We start from the raw sequence: 16751 nt of genomic DNA, 5'->3' as shown, positions 1-16751 counted from the left end.
TCCTCCCCCCCCCCCCCCCCCCTCACGCCCGCCGGCTACCGCGACTACCCGCCCGAGGCCGCCGAACGGCTCGCCTTCATCCGCGACGCGCAATCGGCCGGGCTCACCCTGGCCGAGATCCGCAGCGTGCTAGCCATCCGCGACGCCGGTCAGCCGCCCTGCCACCACGTCACCACGCTGATCGAGGCCCACCTGGAGCAGGTCGAGCAGCGCATAGCCGAACTGCTCGCCACCCACACCCTGCACCAGCGGGCACGAGGCGTCGATCCGGCCGACTGCGGCCCCAAAGGCATCTGCCGCATCCTGGCCACCGCCTGAGCCCCAAGCCCCGATGGACCGATTTGCCGCCAGGTCAGACGAACGCGTCCCCCTTCTCTGGTCCGGTCACCGGTGGCTGTGAGCGCACGGTGGATCACGGCTCCCTCGGTCAGGCCCGGCATGGGCGTTCGCGCCTGAGCGAGTGCTGGAGGCTTCACCGCGAGGACGGGCGGTCCCTATGGTGGCCCACGGGATGCCGGCGGATCATGCCGTAGGGTGGGGCCGCTATGGCAGAGAGCGCAGATCTTGTCATCTTGGGGGCCGGCCCGTCCGGATTGGCGGCCGCCTGGCAGGCGGCACGCCGTGGATTGTCCGTTGTGGTGCTCGAGCGGGCGGGCCACGTCGGCGGCCTGTCGGCAAGCTTCGAGGTCGCCGGGATCCGTGTCGATCATGGAAGTCACCGGCTGCATCCGGCCACGCCGCCTCACCTGCTGCGCGACCTGCGAGAGCTACTCGGCGACGATCTGCAGCGACGGCCCCGCAATGGCCGGCTGCGCATCGGCGGCTCCTGGGTCGGTTTCCCGCTGAAGGCGGGAGAGCTCATCCGGCGGCTGCCGCCCGGTCTGCTCGCCCGGATCGCCGCCGACACGCTGACGGCGCCCGCGCGCAGGGCGAGCCGCGTCGGGGGAACGTACGCGGGGGCTCTGCGCTCGAGTCTGGGGCCCGCCCTGTACGAAGCGCTCTATGCCCCATACGCGACGAAGCTGTGGGGCCTGTCCGGCGACGAGATCGACGAGGATCAGGCACGCAAGCGCGTGACCGCCGACAGCCCGTGGAAGATAGCCCAGCGGTTGTTCAGGAAGCGCCCCGACGGGCAGGGGAAGATCTTCTATTACCCCCGCCGCGGCTTCGGGCAGATCGTGGATGTGCTGGCCGATGCCGCCGCGGCGGCCGGAGCCGAGCTGCGGCTGGGCACGGCGTGTACGCGGATCGTCGCGGGCGCTGACGGCGTACGGCTCCACACGCCCGAGGGCGAGCTCGCGGCGGGTCACGCGTTCTCGACGATTCCGATGACCGCGCTGGCCAGGCTCGTCGATCCGGGGCCCCCGCCGGAGGTGACCGAAGCGGCCGGCCGGCTTCGGTTCCGCGCCATGGTGCTGGTGTACGCGATTCACCAGGGTGGGCGCTGGACCTCGTTCGACGCCCACTATCTGCCCGGCCCCGACACCCCGGTGACCCGGATCTCCGAACCCGCCAACTACCGGACGAGCGCCGACGATCCGGCGGATCGGAGCGTGCTCTGCTTCGAGATCCCGTGCGCCGTGGACGACGAGATCTGGCGCACCGATGACTTCTCCGAGCTGGTGCGGGACACTCTGAGCCGCTCCGGCCTGCCGCCGGTCGATCTCGCCGGCTTGGAGGTCCGCCGACTGCCGCACGTCTATCCGGTCTACGAGCAGGGCTATGCCCGGCACCTGCGCGGCTTGGACGACTGGGCTGACTCGCTGCCGGGCGTGACCACGTTCGGCAGACTGGGGCTCTTCGCTCACGACAACACCCACCACGCGATGGCCATGGGGTACGACGCGGTGGCGGCCCTGGGCCAGGAGGGATGGGACGCGGCGGAGTGGCGGGCGGCTCGTGGGCGCTTCGCCGCCCACGTCGTCGAGGATTGACCCGGCTCAGGGAGAGTTGAGCTCGCGATGGACGGCCGGGATGACCATGCGGAGGTAGCGGCCTAGTTTCACGAAGGACTCGCCGCTGATCCGGAACGCGTACCGGATCGGGACCTCCTGGTAGAGGTATCCCTTGGCGAGCAGGTCCAAGGTCAGCACCTGGGCGTAGTTGTAGTCGTGGATCACCTCGGCGTCGCGGGCGGCGGCGGGCGAGAAGGCGCGATACCCGCTCTGCCCGTCGGTGATGTCGTGCCTGGTCATCCATCTGACCCACCGGGTGAGCACACGGTTGCCGAACCGTCGGTGGGCCAGCATGCGCTCGATGTTTCCCGCGAACCTGGACCCGACCACGTAGTCGGCCTGGCCGGACAGGATGGGGGCCGCGACCCGTTCGATGTCCTCGGGGAAGTACTCCAGGTCCGCGTCGAGGTAGACGATGGCGGCGGGCGAGAGCCGTACGGCTTCGGACAGCCCTCGCCGGACGGCGGCGCCCAGCCCCAGGTTGCGGGGTTGCGCGAGCACGGTCGCGCCCGCCTGCGCCGCTCGTGCGGCGGAGTCGTCGATGGAGCCGTCGTCCACGACCAGGACATGCAGTCTTCTGCCACCCACGGTGGCCGGTAGGCGGCTGACCACCGTGCCGATCGTCTGCTCCTCGTTGAACATCGGGATGAAGGCCACGACGGGAGCCTCGGGGGTCACCGGCGCGGGCTCGGGACGGGACGGCAGGTGGCGGGGCAGCCGGAGGCGGCCGTAGTATCCCGGCTTTGGCACCGCCAGTGCGATGCCTCCGGTGGCGAGCGCGTAGGCCGTCTTCAGGGCGTGCGTGATGAAGGCGACGGCGAACGCCGGCCCGGCGGCGACACCGAGGGCGGTCAGGGTGGCGGCCGCGGCCGCCTCGTAGGACCCGAACCCGCCGGGGGTGACCGCGACGGTCTGCGCGGCGATCGTCACGGCCGTCACCGCGACCGCCTCTCCAGGCGACAGCTCGATCCCGGCGAGCCGGGCGACCTCGTACACGACCACGGATTCCAACACCCAGGCGGCCGCCGCCGCGAAGAGGATCACGGGCATAACGGCCGCCCACCTCGTGGTCTTCTCTCCGTCACCGGCCGTGGAACGGATCAACAGGACCAGACCGGCGAGCATCGCCACGCCCAGCCCGCAGACGATCGGCCAGAACCAGGGGACGGCGTTCCCCGGCAGGAGGCCGGGCGCGGCGACGGCGGCGAGCAACGCGACCGCGAGCAGGTCGGCGGAGCGCAGGCTCACGGTGGAGGCGATCACCGGACGCGCCGCCAGGTGCGTGCGGCGTGTCACCGACGTCACGCGCAGCACCTCACCCAGCCGGAACGGCAGCACGTGGTTTCCGAGCAGCGAGACGTGCAGGGCCGCCCAGGCCTGACCGAGCGGGAGCGCGGGAAGGACCAGCCGCCACGACCATGCGCGCAGCCCGAACGCGCCGGCGTACGCCACCAGCGCTACGGTCACCCCAACCGGGTCGGACAGCAGCGCGCCGAACCCGGACGCCAGGTCGCTCCCCGAGGCGATCCGCGTGAGATAGATCACCGCGATCACCAGCACGACCAGGCCGATTCCCCGGCGCGCGGCGGCGATCAGCGAGCGACCACGGGGTGGGACGCGCACAGGATCCTCACAGGTTTCTATCGGCAAGCTTTAATTTTGGACAAAGGTGAGGTTAGGCTAGCTTTACCTCACCCCGCAATGCCCGGGCCAGGCGGCCTGCCTGGAAATCCGGCAGGCGTCGGTCAGGTGCTGGAGTTCGACAGTTCGGCCGTTCAGGCAGAGGGGCAAGGCGCGGGTGACCTCGATCGTGACCGGATCCGCAGGTTTCATCGGGCGGATCCTGACCGAGTTGCTCATCGACTCGGGCGAGAAGGTGATCGGGATTGACCGGCGGTGGCAGCCTGAGCTACCTGGCTTGACGCGCATCACCGCCGACCTGCTCGATGACGACGACCTGGTGCGCGCCGCGCTCGAGAGCGCCGACGCGGTGTTCCACCTGGCCGGCTGCCCCGGAGTTCGGGACAGTGACCCCGGCATCACGGCGCGCCGGCACCGCGACAACGTGCTGGCGGGCGCCCGCGTGCTCTCGCTCGTCCCCGAGCGGGTCCCGCTGGTGGTGGCGTCCTCGAGCTCGGTGTACGGCGGGGCGCGCGACGGCCGGGCCAGCCACGAAAACGATCCATTGCGGCCCATCGGCGGGTACGCCGAAAGCAAGGTGCGCCTGGAACGGCTCTGCGCCCCCCGTATCGAACGTCGCCGCCCGACCGCCGTCGTCCGGCCCTTCACCGTGGCCGGGGAGGGCCAGCGGCCCGACATGGCGCTGTCGGTCTGGCTGGAGGCCGCCCGCCGCGGCCGTCCGCTGCGCGTGCTTGGCTCGCTCGAACGGACTCGTGACATCACCGACGTGCGGCAGGCGGCTCAGGCGATCATGGATGTCGCCGGATCCAGCGGCGTCGTCAACGTGGGCACCGGCAGAGGGCGCACGCTCCGCGAGATGGCGCAGGCGGTCGCGGAGGCGCTGGACACGGAGGTCACCTTCGCCGTCGAACCGGCCGCGGCCGTCGAGCCCAGCGATTCCCTGGCCGACGTCCGGCGGCTGCGCTCGCTGATCGGCTGGTCCCCCGAGACCGATCTCGCCGCTCTCGTGCGCCGCCAGGCGAGCACCGGGCAGCCGGCCGCGGCGGTGGCGCTATGACGGCTGTGACCGGCACGGCCACCGAGCGGCGGCTGCGGTCGGCGATGGTGCTGGTAGCCGCGGTGGCGATCGCGGCCGCCGCCCTCGGCATCGGCGTGCGCACCGGATTCGGGCACCACGTCTCCTCCGACGAGCCGCAGTACCTGCTGACCGCGCTGTCCCTGTTCGAGGACCGCGACCTCGACGTCTCCGACGAGATCGCCGAGCGGCGCTGGGCGGTCTTCGGGGGCACGTACCTTCCGCGCCAGACGGCCGTCCTCGCCGACGGCCGCGAGCTCAGCCCCCATGATCCGCTGCTCGCCGTCGTCCTCGCGCCCGCGATGGGCCTGTTCGGCTGGGTCGGCGCGAAGGCCACGCTGTCGCTGCTGGCCGGAGCGCTCGCCGCGCTGGTGTTGTGGGTGGCGGTCCGGCGGTTCGCGATCTCGCTCCCGCTCGCCACGGCCGGCGTGCTCGTCGCCTTCCCAAGCGCCCCCTTCGCGGTGTACGGGCAGCTCGTCTTCCCCGAACTGCCGGCCGCGCTCGCGGTGACAGGAGCAGTGGCCGTGCTCACCGGGGACCGGCCCCGCCCGCTCGCACTCGGCGCGCTGATCACCGCGCTGCCCTGGCTGTCGGTCAAGTACCTGCTCCCGGCGGCGATCCTGGCGGCGCTGGCGCTGATGAGGTGGCCGAACCGCAAGCCGTTCGCCGCCTGGCTGGCGGTCATGGGCGCGCTCTATCTCCTCATCCACCGGCTGGTGTGGGGCGGCTGGACGGTCTACGCCAGCGGCGTGCACTTCCAGAACGACAACGGCGAGATGGGCGTCATGATCGGGCGCGGCTTCAAGATCGTGGCCCGGCTGCTGCGCCTGGTCGGCCTGTTCGCCGACGAGGGCTACGGGATCGCCACCTGGCAGCCCGCCTGGCTCCTGCTCATCCCCGCGCTGGTGGCCGTGCTCCTCCTGCGACCGCCCAACTGGGAGGTCCTGGCCGCGCCACTGGCCGGCGGCTGGCTGGTGGCCGCGTTCGTCGCCAGCACCATGCACGGCTTCTGGTGGCCCGGCCGCCAGCTCGTGGTGGTCCTCCCGCTCGCCCTGCTGATCGTCTTGTGGTGGCTGGATCGTGCCACCCCTGGGCTCCGTACCGCCGCCGCCGTCGCCGGCGCCTCCGGGGTGGTGGCCTACGGCTGGCTGCTGGCCGACGGTTACGCCCGTCAGATCGCCTGGGCGAGCGAGTTCACCGCGACCACCTATCCGGTGTACCGGCTCATCGAACCGCTGCTGCTGCCCGACTACCGGTCGGGCTTCACCGGCTCGCCCCTGCCGCTGCTGGGCTGGCTGGCCGTGTTCGGGCTGCTCGCCTGGTACGGCTACCGCTCCGCGCGGGAGCCCGCGAACCCCCCACCCTCACGCAAGTGAGGGCAGGCTAAGCTAACTACAGGAATGTAAGGAAGAGCACATGTCGCCGCTGCGCAGGCTGATCGCCGCCGCACTCATCCCCATCGCCCTATGGACCACTGTGGCCTGTGGCGATGACAGCCCCACCTTCGACGACAACGCCCTGGTCATCTACTCCGGCCGGAACAAGAACCTGGTGAGCCCGCTGCTGGAGAAGCTGAAGACGGCAACCGGACTCAACGTCCAGGTCCGCTACGGCGACAGCGCCGAGCTGGCCGCGCAGATCCTCGAGGAAGGCGACGACACCCGAGCCGACCTGTTCTTCTCCCAGGACGCCGGTGCCCTCGGCGCGCTCGGCAAGGAGAACCTGCTCACCGCGCTCCCCCCGCAAGCCCTGGACCGGGTGGCCGCAAAGTATCGCGGCTCGCAGGGCACCTGGGTCGGCGTCTCCGGCCGCTCCCGTGTGATCGTCTACGATCCGCGCACCGTGCCGGCGCCGCCCACGTCCGTGTTCGAGCTGACGGACCCCAAGTACAAGGGCAAGGTCGGCTGGGCGCCCACCAACGCCTCCTTCCAGGCGTTCGTCACCGCGCTGCGGGTGCTCTCCGGTGAGGACAAGGCCCGCCAGTGGCTGGAGGCCATGCAGGCCAACGGCACGCAGAAGTTCCCCAACAACGTGTCCATCCTCGACGCCGTGGACGCGGGCAAGCTCCAGCTCGGGCTGATCAACCACTATTACTGGTACGAGAAGGTGGCCGAGAAGGGCCAGGCGGCGGTTCCTTCCAAGCTGGCCTTCCTGCCCGGCGGCGACCCCGGCGCGCTGGTCAACGTGGCGGGGGTAGGCGTGCTCAAGGCGTCCAAGCACGGTCCGGCGGCGCAGAAGGCCGTCGACTATCTGCTCGGCGCCGAGGCGCAGAAGCACTTCGCGGACCAGACCAAGGAATACCCGCTGGTCACCGGCGTGGCCACGGCCCCGGGCCTGCCCGCGCTGGACTCGCTCAAGGGACCGGACCTGGACCTGTCCAAGCTCGACTCGCTGGAGCAGACCCTCGAGCTCCTCCAAGACGTGGGTCTGGTCTAGGTCGCGCCGGTCATGTCCTCCGCACACGTGTCCGACCGCCCCAGGCCCGCCCGCCGGGGCGGCGGGCGGATCCCGGCCGCGCTGCTCGTCCCGTCGCTGCTCGCCGCCCTGCTGGCACTGTCACCGATCGCCTACCTGGTGGTGCGGGCGGGCGAGGGCGGCCTCGGCACGGCCGTCCGGGTGCTGTCGAGGCCGCGCACGCTGGAACTGGCCGCGCGCAGCATCGGGCTCGCGGCCACGGTGACCGCCCTGTGCGTGGCCATCGGGGTTTCGCTCGCCTGGCTGGTCGTGCGGACCGACCTGCCCGGGCGCCGCGTGTTCGGGGTGCTGGCCGCGCTGCCGCTCGCGGTCCCCTCATACGTCGCGGCCTACACCTGGGTGGCGGCCGTGCCCGATCTCACCGGATTCGCGGGGTCGGTGCTGGTCCTCACGCTCTGCAGCTATCCGTACGTCTACCTGCCGGTCGCCGCGGCGCTCAGCCGGATGGACCCGGCAATGGAGGAGGTCGCGCTCTCTCTGGGCCGGGGCCGCATGGCCGTCGTGATCCGCCAGCTCCGGCCGGCAGCGGCGGCCGGCGGGCTGCTGGTCGCGATGTACGTGCTCGCCGAGTTCGGCGCCGTGTCCATCATGCGCCTCGACGTGTTCACCACGCAGATCTACACCTCCTACCGGGCCGGCTTCGACCGCACTCCGGCGGCGGTGCTCGGGCTGCTGCTCGTGCTGATCACCCTCATCATCGTGGTGGCCGAGGCCCGGACGCGGGGAAAGGCCGCCTACGCCATGCGGGGCAGCCCGCCGCGCCGCCGTACCGTGATCCACCTCAGGGCCAGGGCTCTCGCGCTGGCCTGGTCCGGCGGTCTGGCCGCACTGGCCGTGGGATTTCCTCTGGCCAGCATCGGTTATTGGCTCGCGGGAGGCTCCTCAGCGAGCCTGCGTCCCGGCGAGCTCGCGGCGGCCGTGGGAGCGACACTCTCCGTGTCGGCAGCCGGCGCGCTGCTCACCACCGCGCTGGCCGTTCCGATCGGAATCATCGCGGCCCGGCACCGGGGCCGGACCGCGGCCTTCCTCGAGCAGTCCTCCTACGCCGGGCACTCACTGCCCGGCATCGTGATCGCGCTGTCCTTCGTGTTCTTCGCCGTCCGCTACGCCGAGCCGCTCTACCAACGTTCCCCGCTGCTGGTCCTCGCCTACGCGGTGCTCTTCCTGCCTGCCGCCGTGGGCGCCGTGCGCGCCTCGGTGCTGCAGTCGCCGCCGGTTCTGGAGGAGGTCGCCCGGTCGCTCGGCCGCACGCCGCTCGGGACGGTCCGCGAGGTCACGCTTCCGCTGGCGTTCCCGGGCGTCCTGGCGGGGGCCGCGCTGGTGTTCCTCACCGCGATGAAAGAGCTCCCGGCCACGCTCCTGCTACGCCCCACCGGCATGGAAACGCTCGCCACCCAGCTGTGGACGGAGACCGGTTCGGGCGCGTACGGCGCGGCCGCCCCGTACGCCGCGCTGCTGATGGCGCTCGCCGCCATCCCAGGGTTCCTGCTCGGCCACCGCTCCGTCAGGGAGTCGACATGAAAGTGACCGTCACCGAGGTGACCAAGTCGTTCGGCGGCACGCCGGTGCTCATAGGCTGCTCTCTGGTGGTGGAGGAGGGACAGCTCGTCGCGGTGCTCGGCCCGTCCGGCTGCGGCAAGACCACGCTGCTGCGGATCGTCGCCGGGTTCGAACGCGCCGACGCCGGGGCGGTGACGATCGGGGATCGCGTGGTGACGGGACTGCCGCCGGAGAAGCGGGGGGTAGGGATCGTCCCGCAGGAGGCGGCGCTGTTCCCCCACCTGACAGTCGCCCGGAACGTGGGCTTCGGCCTGCCTCGCGGCTCCCGCGACCGGGTCGCGGAATGTCTGGAGCTCGTGGGGTTGGCGGGGTTCGGCGAGCGCATGCCGCACGAGCTGTCCGGAGGGCAGCAGCAGCGCGTCGCCCTGGCCAGGGCGCTCGCCCCCAAGCCGGGCGTGGTCCTGCTGGATGAGCCGTTCAACGCGCTCGATCGATCCCTGCGGGTCAGCGTGCGCGACGACGTGCGCGCCGCGCTCAAGCGAGCCGGGGCAACGGCCGTGCTGGTCACGCACGACCAAGAAGAGGCCCTGTCGATGGCCGACACCGTGGCGGTCATGCGCGAGGGTCGCATCGTCCAGAAGGGGACACCCGCTTCGGTTTACGCGGCCCCGCACGACCTCGGCGTCGCGACGTTCATCGGTGAAGCCGTCGTCCTGCAGGCGCATGCGGCCGGCGGCATCGCCTCGTGCGCCCTGGGCGACCTCCCCCACCACGCCAATGGCGCCGACGGTCCGGGCCACGTCGCGCTGCGGCCCGAGCAGTTCGAACTGTCCGAGCGGGACACGGGGGTGAACGGCCGGGTCGAACGGGTGGAGTTCTTCGGCCACGACGCCGCGGTCACCGTCAGGCTGGACTCCGGCACCACGATCCGCGCCCGAACCCGCGGAGACATGCCGTACCGGCCCGGCAAGAGGATCGGCGTCACCGTCCAAGGCAAGATACTGTTCTACCCGGTCTGAGCAGAGCCTGGGCTGAGGGGCGGCGTGGTCAGCGCGAGCGCGGGGTCAGAGGTGGGCGTCCGGCTCGAACTTGACCTTGGCCTCGCGGGCCGGTCCTTGCTCTATACGGAGCCGGTAGCCGTCGTGATCGTTCGGTTGAGGCTGGGTTGTCTCACGGTGAGACGCGCGCCGTCGACGTGACGGGGTTAGATGTCTGCATGGAGTTGGTCACGCTCGCGGAAGCCATGGCACGGCTCGGCGCGCTCGGCCTCGGCACTGCGATCGTGAACGTCATCGCCCTGCGGCTGGTCCGGGTTGACGAGGTACCCGGCTGGGTCCAGGTCCGGATCCGCTGGTGGCGCGCGCACAACCCGGCGTTCCTGATGGCCAGCGCGGCGGTCATGGTCGTCGGCCTGGTGGCCCTCGCGGCGACCGCGCGCTGATTGCGGCGGTGGCCGAACGCGACCGCGACGCTGGTGCCGACCCGCCGCCGTCGACCAGCGAGGCCGCGATCATCGGCATCGACTGGCTGACAAGTCCGACTACGCCGAGACCACAAAACGACGTCCGGGCGTTGGAGGCACAGCAGTTCGTAGTTCGTGCCGCTCGGTGTCGTCGCGAGAGGCGATCCGGGACTTGGCCTGCGCCGAATGCTGGAGACCTCGTGCTCAACCGGATGCGGCCTCGCGGCGCCACGGCAGCACGACGCCCTGCCCGAGAACCGCGTCCCACGCCTGGAAGATCTGCATGACTCCGATTGCGGACGCGTCGTCGAGCAGGTTGCGCGGCCCCGACGCGACGGCGAGGAGCGCGTAGGAGAAAACCAGGCAGGTCTGCTTCTCTGGCGAGTTCTGGTGAGTCTCCAGCTCCCCCAATGCGGCCGGGATCACGCGTTTGGCGAGCCGGCTGATCCCGCCGATGCCACGGGTGGCGAAGTCGTGGGCTCCACGCACAATCTGCGCTCGGGCAGCGATGATCTCCGGCGTCGGCGCAGGCACTTCCGACGGGGCGAACCGCGCCGAGTTGACGATCGCGCCGAACAGGGCGCTCACGACGCGGCTGCCGTGCTCGACGGTGTACGGGGGTTGCCGGGGTCCGGCTCCCATCAGGTACTCAGCGATGTCGTCGAGGAGGAGCACCTCGACCGCGGGCATGGCATCGACGGTGAGCGCCGCGAGTCCGTCGAGACTCGCTTGCTGCCAAGACTTGCCGGTCATGGTGCTCCAATCTGGACTGTGCGGGGCCGCCCGCCGCGACTCGGCCAATTCGGTCACTGGACACGCATTCCCTCATCAACTACCACTAGCTGGTCAGTACGAGGTCGGTGATCACGAATCCGTTGAGCGCCAACACGACCGTCGTGACGACCACGCCGAAGAGGGTGGTCCGCACGCGGTTGGCGAACTCACCCATGAGGTCACGGCGAGCCGTGAAAATCATCAGGGGAACGAGCGCGAACGGCAGGCCGAACGCGAGTGCGACCTGGCTGAACACGAGCGCCTCGGTGGGGTCGCTCACCAGCGCCAGGACGACCAGTGCGGGAACCGAGGACACGGCCCGGCGCAGCCACACGCTGCTGTTGCGCCGCAGGAATCCTTGCATGACCGCCTGCCCGCTGTAGACACCCGCGCACGCCGAGGCGAGCCCGGAAGCGAGCAGCGCCACCGCGAAGACCGCCGCGAACAGCGCCCCCGAGCGGTCGAGGAACGCCGCGTGCACCGAGACGAGCGAGTCGCCGGTGCCCGCGGGCAACGAGGTCGCCACCAGGAGCATCAGGAGGTTCACCACGCCGGCCACGCCCAACGCGATGACCACGTCGCGGCGCAGGAACCGCAGGACGGCCTGTGTGCGCAGCGTGCCCTGCCGGTTCGGGGAGAGGCCGCCGATCAGCGAGGAGTGCAGGAACACCGCGTGCGGCATCACGGTGGCACCGATGATGCCGCACGCGAGCAGCGCGCTGCGGGAGTCCGGCAGGCCCGGCACCAGACCCGACACCGCGGCGACCGGATCCAGCGGTGAGTTCACCACCAGGTAGAGGAACGCGAGCGCCAGCACGAACAGCAGCCCGACGACGACGGCGGAGAAGCCCTCCCGGCCGCGCAGGCGCATCCGCAGGATGACCATGGTGGCCGCTGCCACGATGAGCCCCCCGTTGAACAGCGAGATGTCGAACAGCAGGTTCAACGCGACCGCGCCACCGACGAACTCGGCGAGGTCGGTCATGATCACCACAGCCTCGGCGACCAGCCACAGCCCCAACCGCACCGGCGTCGAGGTTTGGTCACGGCAGACCTCGGCGAGGCTGCGTCCGGTCGCCAGCCCGAGCTTGGCCGCCAGGTACTGGACGAACATGGCCATCAGGCACGCGGAGACCACCGCCCAGATCAGCATGTAGCGGTAGTCGATGCCGGCGCTGACGTTGGTGGCGACATTGCCGGGATCCACGAACGCGACCGCGGCGACGAAGGCCGGGCCGATGAGCCCCAGGAACCGGCCGCGGGCGAGGAACCCGTGGCCAGTCTTCGGGTCGACACCGGGCTGCTCAGGAGCGGGCGGCGCGTAGGCGACGTGCGCGTCGGCGGGGGGCAGTTGCGGGTTCATGTCGACTCCTGACGGGTCCGGCCGAGCGTCACGGGATGTTCGACGGCCGCACGAGACCTTCTGCGAGGTCACCGAATCCGGGTGCGTGGATCGCGCCCGGATTGCCCACGACCTCCTCGACGATCAGCGTCTCGGTGGTCAGCAGCAGCGCGGCGATGGAGGCGGCGCTCTGCAGGGCGGAGCGGGTCACCTTCAACGGGTCGATGATGCCGAAGTCGAACATGTCCCCGAAGTCACCGGTGACGGCATTGAACCCGTGCCCCGTCGGCAGGTTCTTGACGGCGTCGACGATCTCGTCCCCGTGGTAGCCCGCGTTGATGGCGATCCAGCGCAGCGGTTCCGCGAGGGCGTCGCGCACGATCCGGGCGCCCAACCCCTTCTCGCCCGGCAGTTCCAGCGCGTCGATCGCGCCGCCCGCCTGCACCAGCGCGGCGCCGCCGCCCGCCACGACGCCCTCTTCGAGCGCCGCCCTGGTCGCCGACAGCGAGTCCTCGACCCGGTGCTGCTTCTCGGTGAGCTCGACGCCGGTGGCCGCGCCGACGTGGATGACCGCGACGCTGCCGGACAGCCGGGCTATCCGGGCCTGCAGAGCGTCCCTGTCGTGGTCGTTGGCGGCCCGCTCGAACTCCGTCTTGAGCTGCTCGATGCGCGCGGAGACCTCGCGGTCCGCGCCGGCGCCGCCGACGAGCGTGGTCGTGTTGTCGGTGACGGTCACCCTGCGGACCTGGCCCAACTGGTCGAGTCGCACGGTGTCCAGGGCGAGGCCGGCGTCGGAGGTGATCACCTGGCCGCCCATCCAGATCGCCAGGTCGCTCAGCTCGGCGACGCGCCGATGGCCGAAACCGGGCGCGCGCACGACGACCGAGCGGAACGTGTTGTGCACGTTGTTGGCCACGAGCATGCCCAGTGCCGGGCCTTCGACGTTCTGGGCGAAGATCAGCAGCTGGCGACCGGACCTGGTGACCTGTTCCAGGACCGGCATCAGCTCCTGGACCTTGGTGATCTTCTCCGACGTGAGCAGCACGTAGGGGTTGTCGAAGACCGCTTCCATGCGTTCGCGGTCGGTCACCATGTAGGGCGAGATGTAGCCGTTGTCGATCTCGACGCCGTCGACGTAGGTGACGTCGAGCCCGAACGTCGGCGACTCCTCGACGGTGACGACCCCGCGGCGGCCGACCCGGCCGATGGCTGACGCGATCGCCTCACCGATCTCGCGGTCGTTGTTGGCCGACAACATCGCCACGCTCGCCAGGTCGGACGGGCCGCTTACTTCACTGGCCTCGCTGGACAACCGGTCGAGCACGGCTTCGACGGCGGCCTCGATGCCGACCTTGAGCAGCATCGGGTTGGCGCCCTCGCCCACCGCCCGCAGGCCCTCGCGGACCATGGCCTGCGCCAGCACGGTCGCGGTGGTGGTGCCGTCGCCCGCCACGCCATTGGTCTTGGTGGCCACCTCCTTGACGAGCTGTGCACCCATGTTGGCGAACGGGTTGCGTAGCTGGATCTCCCGCGCGATCGTGACGCCGTCGTTGGTGATCGTGGGCGCGCCGACCAGCTTCTCGATGACGGCGTTGCGCCCCTTGGGACCGAGGGTGACCTTGACCGCGTCGGCGAGCGCGTTCACGCCGGTCTCCAGCAGTTGCCGCGCCTCGACGTTGAACCGCAGATCCTTGGCCATGACGTCCTTCTTCCGGGGTGTGTGGTGGTGGCTGCGGGGATCTAGGGCACGAGGATCGCCCGGCCGCGGACCTCGCCGCGGTCGAGGTCGTCCAGGGCCTTGGCGAAGTCGGACAGGGCGTACGTGGAGGTGTGCAGGGTGACTTTGCCTTGGGCGGCCAGGACCATCAGCTCGGCAAGGTCGTTGTAGGAGCCGACCAGGTTGCCGATGAAGTTGATCTCGGTGGAGATGATGTCGATCGTCGGCACCTTGAGGGCGCCGCCGTAGCCGATGACGTAGTAGCTGCCGTTGCGGCGCAGGCTCGCGACGCCGTCCTCGATCGCGCCGCCCTCGCCGACGAAGTCGATGACCGCCTCGGCGCCGTTTCCACCGGTCAACTCCCGGACGGCGTCGATCTGGTTGCCGTCGGCGAGCACGGTGTGGTCGGCGCCGAGCTGCTTGGCCAGTGCCAAGGCGTCGGCGTTGCGGTCGACCACGATCATCTCCGCCGAGGACAACGCGCGCAGCACCTGGACACCGATGTGGCCGAGCCCGCCCGCGCCGATGACCAACGCCTTGTCACCGGGGCGCAGGACGCGGGCCGCCTTGGCCACCGCGTGGTAGGCGGTAAGCCCGGCGTCGGCGAGCGCTGCCACGTCGGCCGGCTGGAGCGAGTCGTCGAGCCGGATCGCCGACCGTGCCGTCGTCTTCAGGTACTCCGCGTACCCGCCATCCGTGTCGATGCCGGGGAACGAGGAGTTGACGCAGTGCACGTCGTCGCCGAAGCGGCAGGCCCGGCACAGCCCGCAGGTCACCAGCGGGTGCAGGATCACCGCGTCGCCGACGGCCACGTTGGTCACGGCGCTGCCGACCGCCTGTACCCAGCCCGCGTTCTCGTGGCCGATCGTGTACGGCAGATCCACATTGGACTTCTTCGCCCACTGGCCTTCGATGATGTGCAGGTCGGTTCTGCAGACACCGGCCCCGCCGATCCGGACGATCACGTCCAGCGGCGAGTTGATCTCCGGATCGGCGACGTGGACCAACTCCGGCGCCGCGTGATACTTCCCGAGCTGGACGGCCTTCATGCCGACGCCTCCTGTTCCGGGTGACGGGGTCGCTGGTCGGCGGCCGCGTGCGGGTAGCGGGTGGTGAGCAGGCCGCGGCAGAAGTGCGCGTTGCCTTCGATGCTCACGCGGACGGTGCGGGCGAACCGGAGCTGGAGCGGGATCTGCTCCGCCGGCACCGGTTCGCCACCTTCGTCGACGAACACCGGCGAGTCGGCTGCCACCGGCAGGCCGATGTCGGCGCGTCGACGCAGCAGGCTGGCGCGTTCGGGGCTGTCCGGTAGATCTCCCAGGTGCGCCTGGGACAACCCCTCGACCGTCCAGCCGTCCTTGATGAGCCGCCGGCAGGCGCGTTCCAGGCACGCGGTGTGCGCCTTGCGCTGGAAGGTGCGCCGCAGGTCGTGCAGTTCGGCCACGGCCTCCCCGGGGAACGAACCGACGAAGCCCGACTCGGCCGCGACACCTGCATTGATCTCGGCGGCGGCGAAGTGCTCCTCCAGCACGACGGACACGTGATCGACGCCCTCGACGGCCATCGCGGCGTCGTATGCGTCGGCCACCATGAGGTAGGCGAAGTTCGGCGCGCAGAAGTACGTCGGCAGCCGGAGCCGCACTTCCGCGCGGCCGCCCACGACCGTGGTCTCCGTGACGAATCCGAGGTCGACGATCGACTCGTCCAGCTCCGGATCCCGAACGGTGCTCAACGCGGTGACCACCGCACCGCGCGGGTCCTGGGCGATCATGCCGACGCACCCACCGCGACCTCGGCCGCGGGCTCCACCGGGATCTTCGACGCGAGCCCTTCCGGTACGGCCAGATCGTAGAGCCGGGCGGCGGTGAGGCCGAGGATCTTCCGCTTCACATCGGTCGTGAGCGGCGCGTACTCGTCCAGGTCCGCCGGGATCTGGAAGTCCACGAACTTCTCGATCAGCCACTTCGGCGTCCAGAGCGCGTAGTCGCTGGAGAACATGATCCGGTCCTCCCCGATCCAGTAGAGGAGCTCGCCGATGATCTGGGCGAAGTACCGCGGCCTGGTGTGGATGAACGGCATCGCGACGGCCAGTCCGCCGTAGACGTTGGGCTCCTGAGTGGCGATCCAGCAGAAGTCCTCCAGACGCGGCAGTCCGACGTGCTCCACGATGAAGTTGAGGTCGGTGAAGTCCGTCGCCACGGCGTCGATGTCGGCGACGTCGAAGGAGTCCCGGTCGAGCGGGCGGATCGTCGGTCCCTTGTGCACGTGGATGTTGGTGATGCCCAGTTCCTGGCAGGCTTCCAGGTACCGGTACAACCACGGGTCGGTGAGCTTGTAACCGCGGGAGTCGCCGTGCCACTCGGCGGTGTAGAGCTTGACTCCCTTGAGCCCGAACCGTTCGGCGTCCGCGCGCAGCCGGTCGAGCCCGGCCTGCTCGTTGCGCGGGTCGAAGTTGTGGTTGTACGTGAGCTTGCCGGGATGCTGCTGGGTCAGCGCCCACGCCTCTTCGGTCTGCCCGAACCCGTTGCGGTAGAAGTCGCCGAGGTAGGCCGGTTGGAAGATCGCGTGGTCGACGTAGCCGTCGGTGAAGAGGTCCTTCATCAGGCGTTCACCGCCGTAGTAGGTGTACTCGTCGTACGGCCACACGGCGTCTTCGGGGCTCAGGTTCTTGTGGTAGTCGTAGAAGCAGTCGATGAACTGCTTGCCGTGGATGTTGCGGCAGTTCTGCTCGCGGCCGTCCCACAGGGCGATGTGCGAATCGACGATGAAGTAGTCCTCGCCGTCCTTGGTGTACATCTGTTCGGATCTCC

Annotated in this window: 15 protein-coding genes; 8 read left to right on the top strand and 7 right to left on the bottom strand. The window is 70.4% G+C overall.

What is annotated here, in order from left to right:
* Positions 1–318, top strand: a 318-nt coding sequence (locus tag ACTWQA_RS35315) for a MerR family DNA-binding protein (protein WP_443163320.1), incomplete at its 5' end; no start/stop codon positions are given.
* A gap of 227 nt (positions 319–545) precedes the next feature.
* On the top strand, positions 546–1934 hold the full coding sequence (locus ACTWQA_RS35310; protein ID WP_443163319.1) for a protoporphyrinogen/coproporphyrinogen oxidase: 1389 nt from the start codon (positions 546–548) through the stop codon (positions 1932–1934).
* A 6-nt stretch (positions 1935–1940) separates the two neighbouring features.
* Here ACTWQA_RS35310 and ACTWQA_RS35305 read toward each other — a convergent pair whose 3' ends face one another.
* Positions 1941–3578, bottom strand: coding sequence for a lysylphosphatidylglycerol synthase domain-containing protein (locus tag ACTWQA_RS35305; protein ID WP_443163318.1), 1638 nt, complete (start codon positions 3576–3578; stop codon positions 1941–1943).
* Positions 3579–3753: 175 nt separating this feature from the next.
* Here ACTWQA_RS35305 and ACTWQA_RS35300 point away from each other — a divergent pair, with 175 nt between their 5' ends.
* The 6 genes from ACTWQA_RS35300 to ACTWQA_RS35275 all read left to right on the top strand — a co-directional run bounded on the left by ACTWQA_RS35300 (position 3754) and on the right by ACTWQA_RS35275 (position 10087).
* On the top strand, positions 3754–4653 hold the full coding sequence (locus ACTWQA_RS35300; protein WP_443163317.1) for an NAD-dependent epimerase/dehydratase family protein: 900 nt from the start codon (positions 3754–3756) through the stop codon (positions 4651–4653).
* Entirely contained in the window at positions 4650–6047 is a 1398-nt protein-coding gene (locus tag ACTWQA_RS35295; RefSeq protein ID WP_443163316.1) for a hypothetical protein, read from the top strand. The genes ACTWQA_RS35300 and ACTWQA_RS35295 overlap by 4 nt, the downstream gene beginning before the upstream one ends.
* Before the next feature lie 40 nt (positions 6048–6087).
* Positions 6088–7107, top strand: a complete 1020-nt coding sequence (locus tag ACTWQA_RS35290; RefSeq protein ID WP_443163315.1) for an iron ABC transporter substrate-binding protein — start codon at positions 6088–6090, stop codon at positions 7105–7107.
* A gap of 12 nt (positions 7108–7119) precedes the next feature.
* Positions 7120–8667 (top strand): ABC transporter permease, encoded by a 1548-nt coding sequence (locus tag ACTWQA_RS35285; RefSeq protein WP_443163314.1) that lies wholly within the window; start codon positions 7120–7122, stop codon positions 8665–8667.
* Positions 8664–9665 (top strand): ABC transporter ATP-binding protein, encoded by a 1002-nt coding sequence (locus tag ACTWQA_RS35280; protein WP_443163313.1) that lies wholly within the window; start codon positions 8664–8666, stop codon positions 9663–9665. The genes ACTWQA_RS35285 and ACTWQA_RS35280 overlap by 4 nt, the downstream gene beginning before the upstream one ends.
* A gap of 197 nt (positions 9666–9862) precedes the next feature.
* On the top strand, positions 9863–10087 hold the full coding sequence (locus ACTWQA_RS35275) for a hypothetical protein (protein ID WP_443163312.1): 225 nt from the start codon (positions 9863–9865) through the stop codon (positions 10085–10087).
* 225 nt (positions 10088–10312) lie between these two features.
* Here ACTWQA_RS35275 and ACTWQA_RS35270 read toward each other — a convergent pair whose 3' ends face one another.
* The 6 genes from ACTWQA_RS35270 to ACTWQA_RS35245 all read right to left on the bottom strand — a co-directional run bounded on the left by ACTWQA_RS35270 (position 10313) and on the right by ACTWQA_RS35245 (position 16737).
* Entirely contained in the window at positions 10313–10798 is a 486-nt protein-coding gene (locus ACTWQA_RS35270) for a hypothetical protein (protein ID WP_443163311.1), read from the bottom strand.
* Positions 10799–10946: 148 nt separating this feature from the next.
* The gene (locus ACTWQA_RS35265) at positions 10947–12245 is read right to left on the bottom strand and encodes an Nramp family divalent metal transporter (protein ID WP_443163310.1); all 1299 of its coding nucleotides are present in this window, start codon (positions 12243–12245) and stop codon (positions 10947–10949) included.
* Positions 12246–12273: 28 nt separating this feature from the next.
* On the bottom strand, positions 12274–13923 hold the full coding sequence (groL, locus tag ACTWQA_RS35260; RefSeq protein WP_443163309.1) for a chaperonin GroEL: 1650 nt from the start codon (positions 13921–13923) through the stop codon (positions 12274–12276).
* Positions 13924–13964: 41 nt separating this feature from the next.
* Positions 13965–14990 carry an NAD(P)-dependent alcohol dehydrogenase gene (locus ACTWQA_RS35255; protein ID WP_443163308.1) on the bottom strand — a complete coding sequence of 342 codons (1026 nt, stop codon included), beginning with the start codon at positions 14988–14990 and terminating at the stop codon, positions 13965–13967.
* Positions 14987–15712, bottom strand: a complete 726-nt coding sequence (locus ACTWQA_RS35250) for an iron-sulfur cluster assembly protein (RefSeq protein WP_443163307.1) — start codon at positions 15710–15712, stop codon at positions 14987–14989. The genes ACTWQA_RS35255 and ACTWQA_RS35250 overlap by 4 nt, the downstream gene beginning before the upstream one ends.
* A complete protein-coding gene (locus ACTWQA_RS35245; protein WP_443163306.1) occupies positions 15709–16737 on the bottom strand; it encodes an amidohydrolase family protein in 1029 nt (342 codons plus the stop codon). The genes ACTWQA_RS35250 and ACTWQA_RS35245 overlap by 4 nt, the downstream gene beginning before the upstream one ends.
* Positions 16738–16751: the final 14 nt, after the last annotated feature.

Source organism: Nonomuraea sp. 10N515B (genome assembly GCF_052245915.1).
In the GTDB taxonomy this organism is placed as follows: Bacteria; Actinomycetota; Actinomycetes; order Streptosporangiales; family Streptosporangiaceae; genus Nonomuraea.
The sequence above is the reverse complement of the archived record's forward strand: the minus strand, read 5'-3'. Positions and strand labels throughout refer to the sequence as shown.

Excerpts from the sequence above, each read along its gene's own strand:
- ACTWQA_RS35310 (WP_443163319.1), top strand. The coding sequence starts at position 546 with ATGGCAGAGAGCGCAGATCTTGTCATCTTGGGGGCCGGCCCGTCCGGA.
- ACTWQA_RS35295 (WP_443163316.1), top strand. The coding sequence starts at position 4,650 with ATGACGGCTGTGACCGGCACGGCCACCGAGCGGCGGCTGCGGTCGGCG.
- ACTWQA_RS35290 (WP_443163315.1), top strand. The coding sequence starts at position 6,088 with ATGTCGCCGCTGCGCAGGCTGATCGCCGCCGCACTCATCCCCATCGCC.
- ACTWQA_RS35285 (WP_443163314.1), top strand. The coding sequence starts at position 7,120 with ATGTCCTCCGCACACGTGTCCGACCGCCCCAGGCCCGCCCGCCGGGGC.
- ACTWQA_RS35280 (WP_443163313.1), top strand. The coding sequence starts at position 8,664 with ATGAAAGTGACCGTCACCGAGGTGACCAAGTCGTTCGGCGGCACGCCG.
- ACTWQA_RS35275 (WP_443163312.1), top strand. The coding sequence starts at position 9,863 with ATGGAGTTGGTCACGCTCGCGGAAGCCATGGCACGGCTCGGCGCGCTC.
- ACTWQA_RS35270 (WP_443163311.1), bottom strand. The coding sequence starts at position 10,798 with ATGCCCGCGGTCGAGGTGCTCCTCCTCGACGACATCGCTGAGTACCTG.
- ACTWQA_RS35265 (WP_443163310.1), bottom strand. The coding sequence starts at position 12,245 with ATGAACCCGCAACTGCCCCCCGCCGACGCGCACGTCGCCTACGCGCCG.
- groL (WP_443163309.1), bottom strand. The coding sequence starts at position 13,923 with ATGGCCAAGGATCTGCGGTTCAACGTCGAGGCGCGGCAACTGCTGGAG.
- ACTWQA_RS35255 (WP_443163308.1), bottom strand. The coding sequence starts at position 14,990 with ATGAAGGCCGTCCAGCTCGGGAAGTATCACGCGGCGCCGGAGTTGGTC.
- ACTWQA_RS35250 (WP_443163307.1), bottom strand. The coding sequence starts at position 15,712 with ATGATCGCCCAGGACCCGCGCGGTGCGGTGGTCACCGCGTTGAGCACC.
- ACTWQA_RS35245 (WP_443163306.1), bottom strand. The coding sequence starts at position 16,737 with ATGTACACCAAGGACGGCGAGGACTACTTCATCGTCGATTCGCACATC.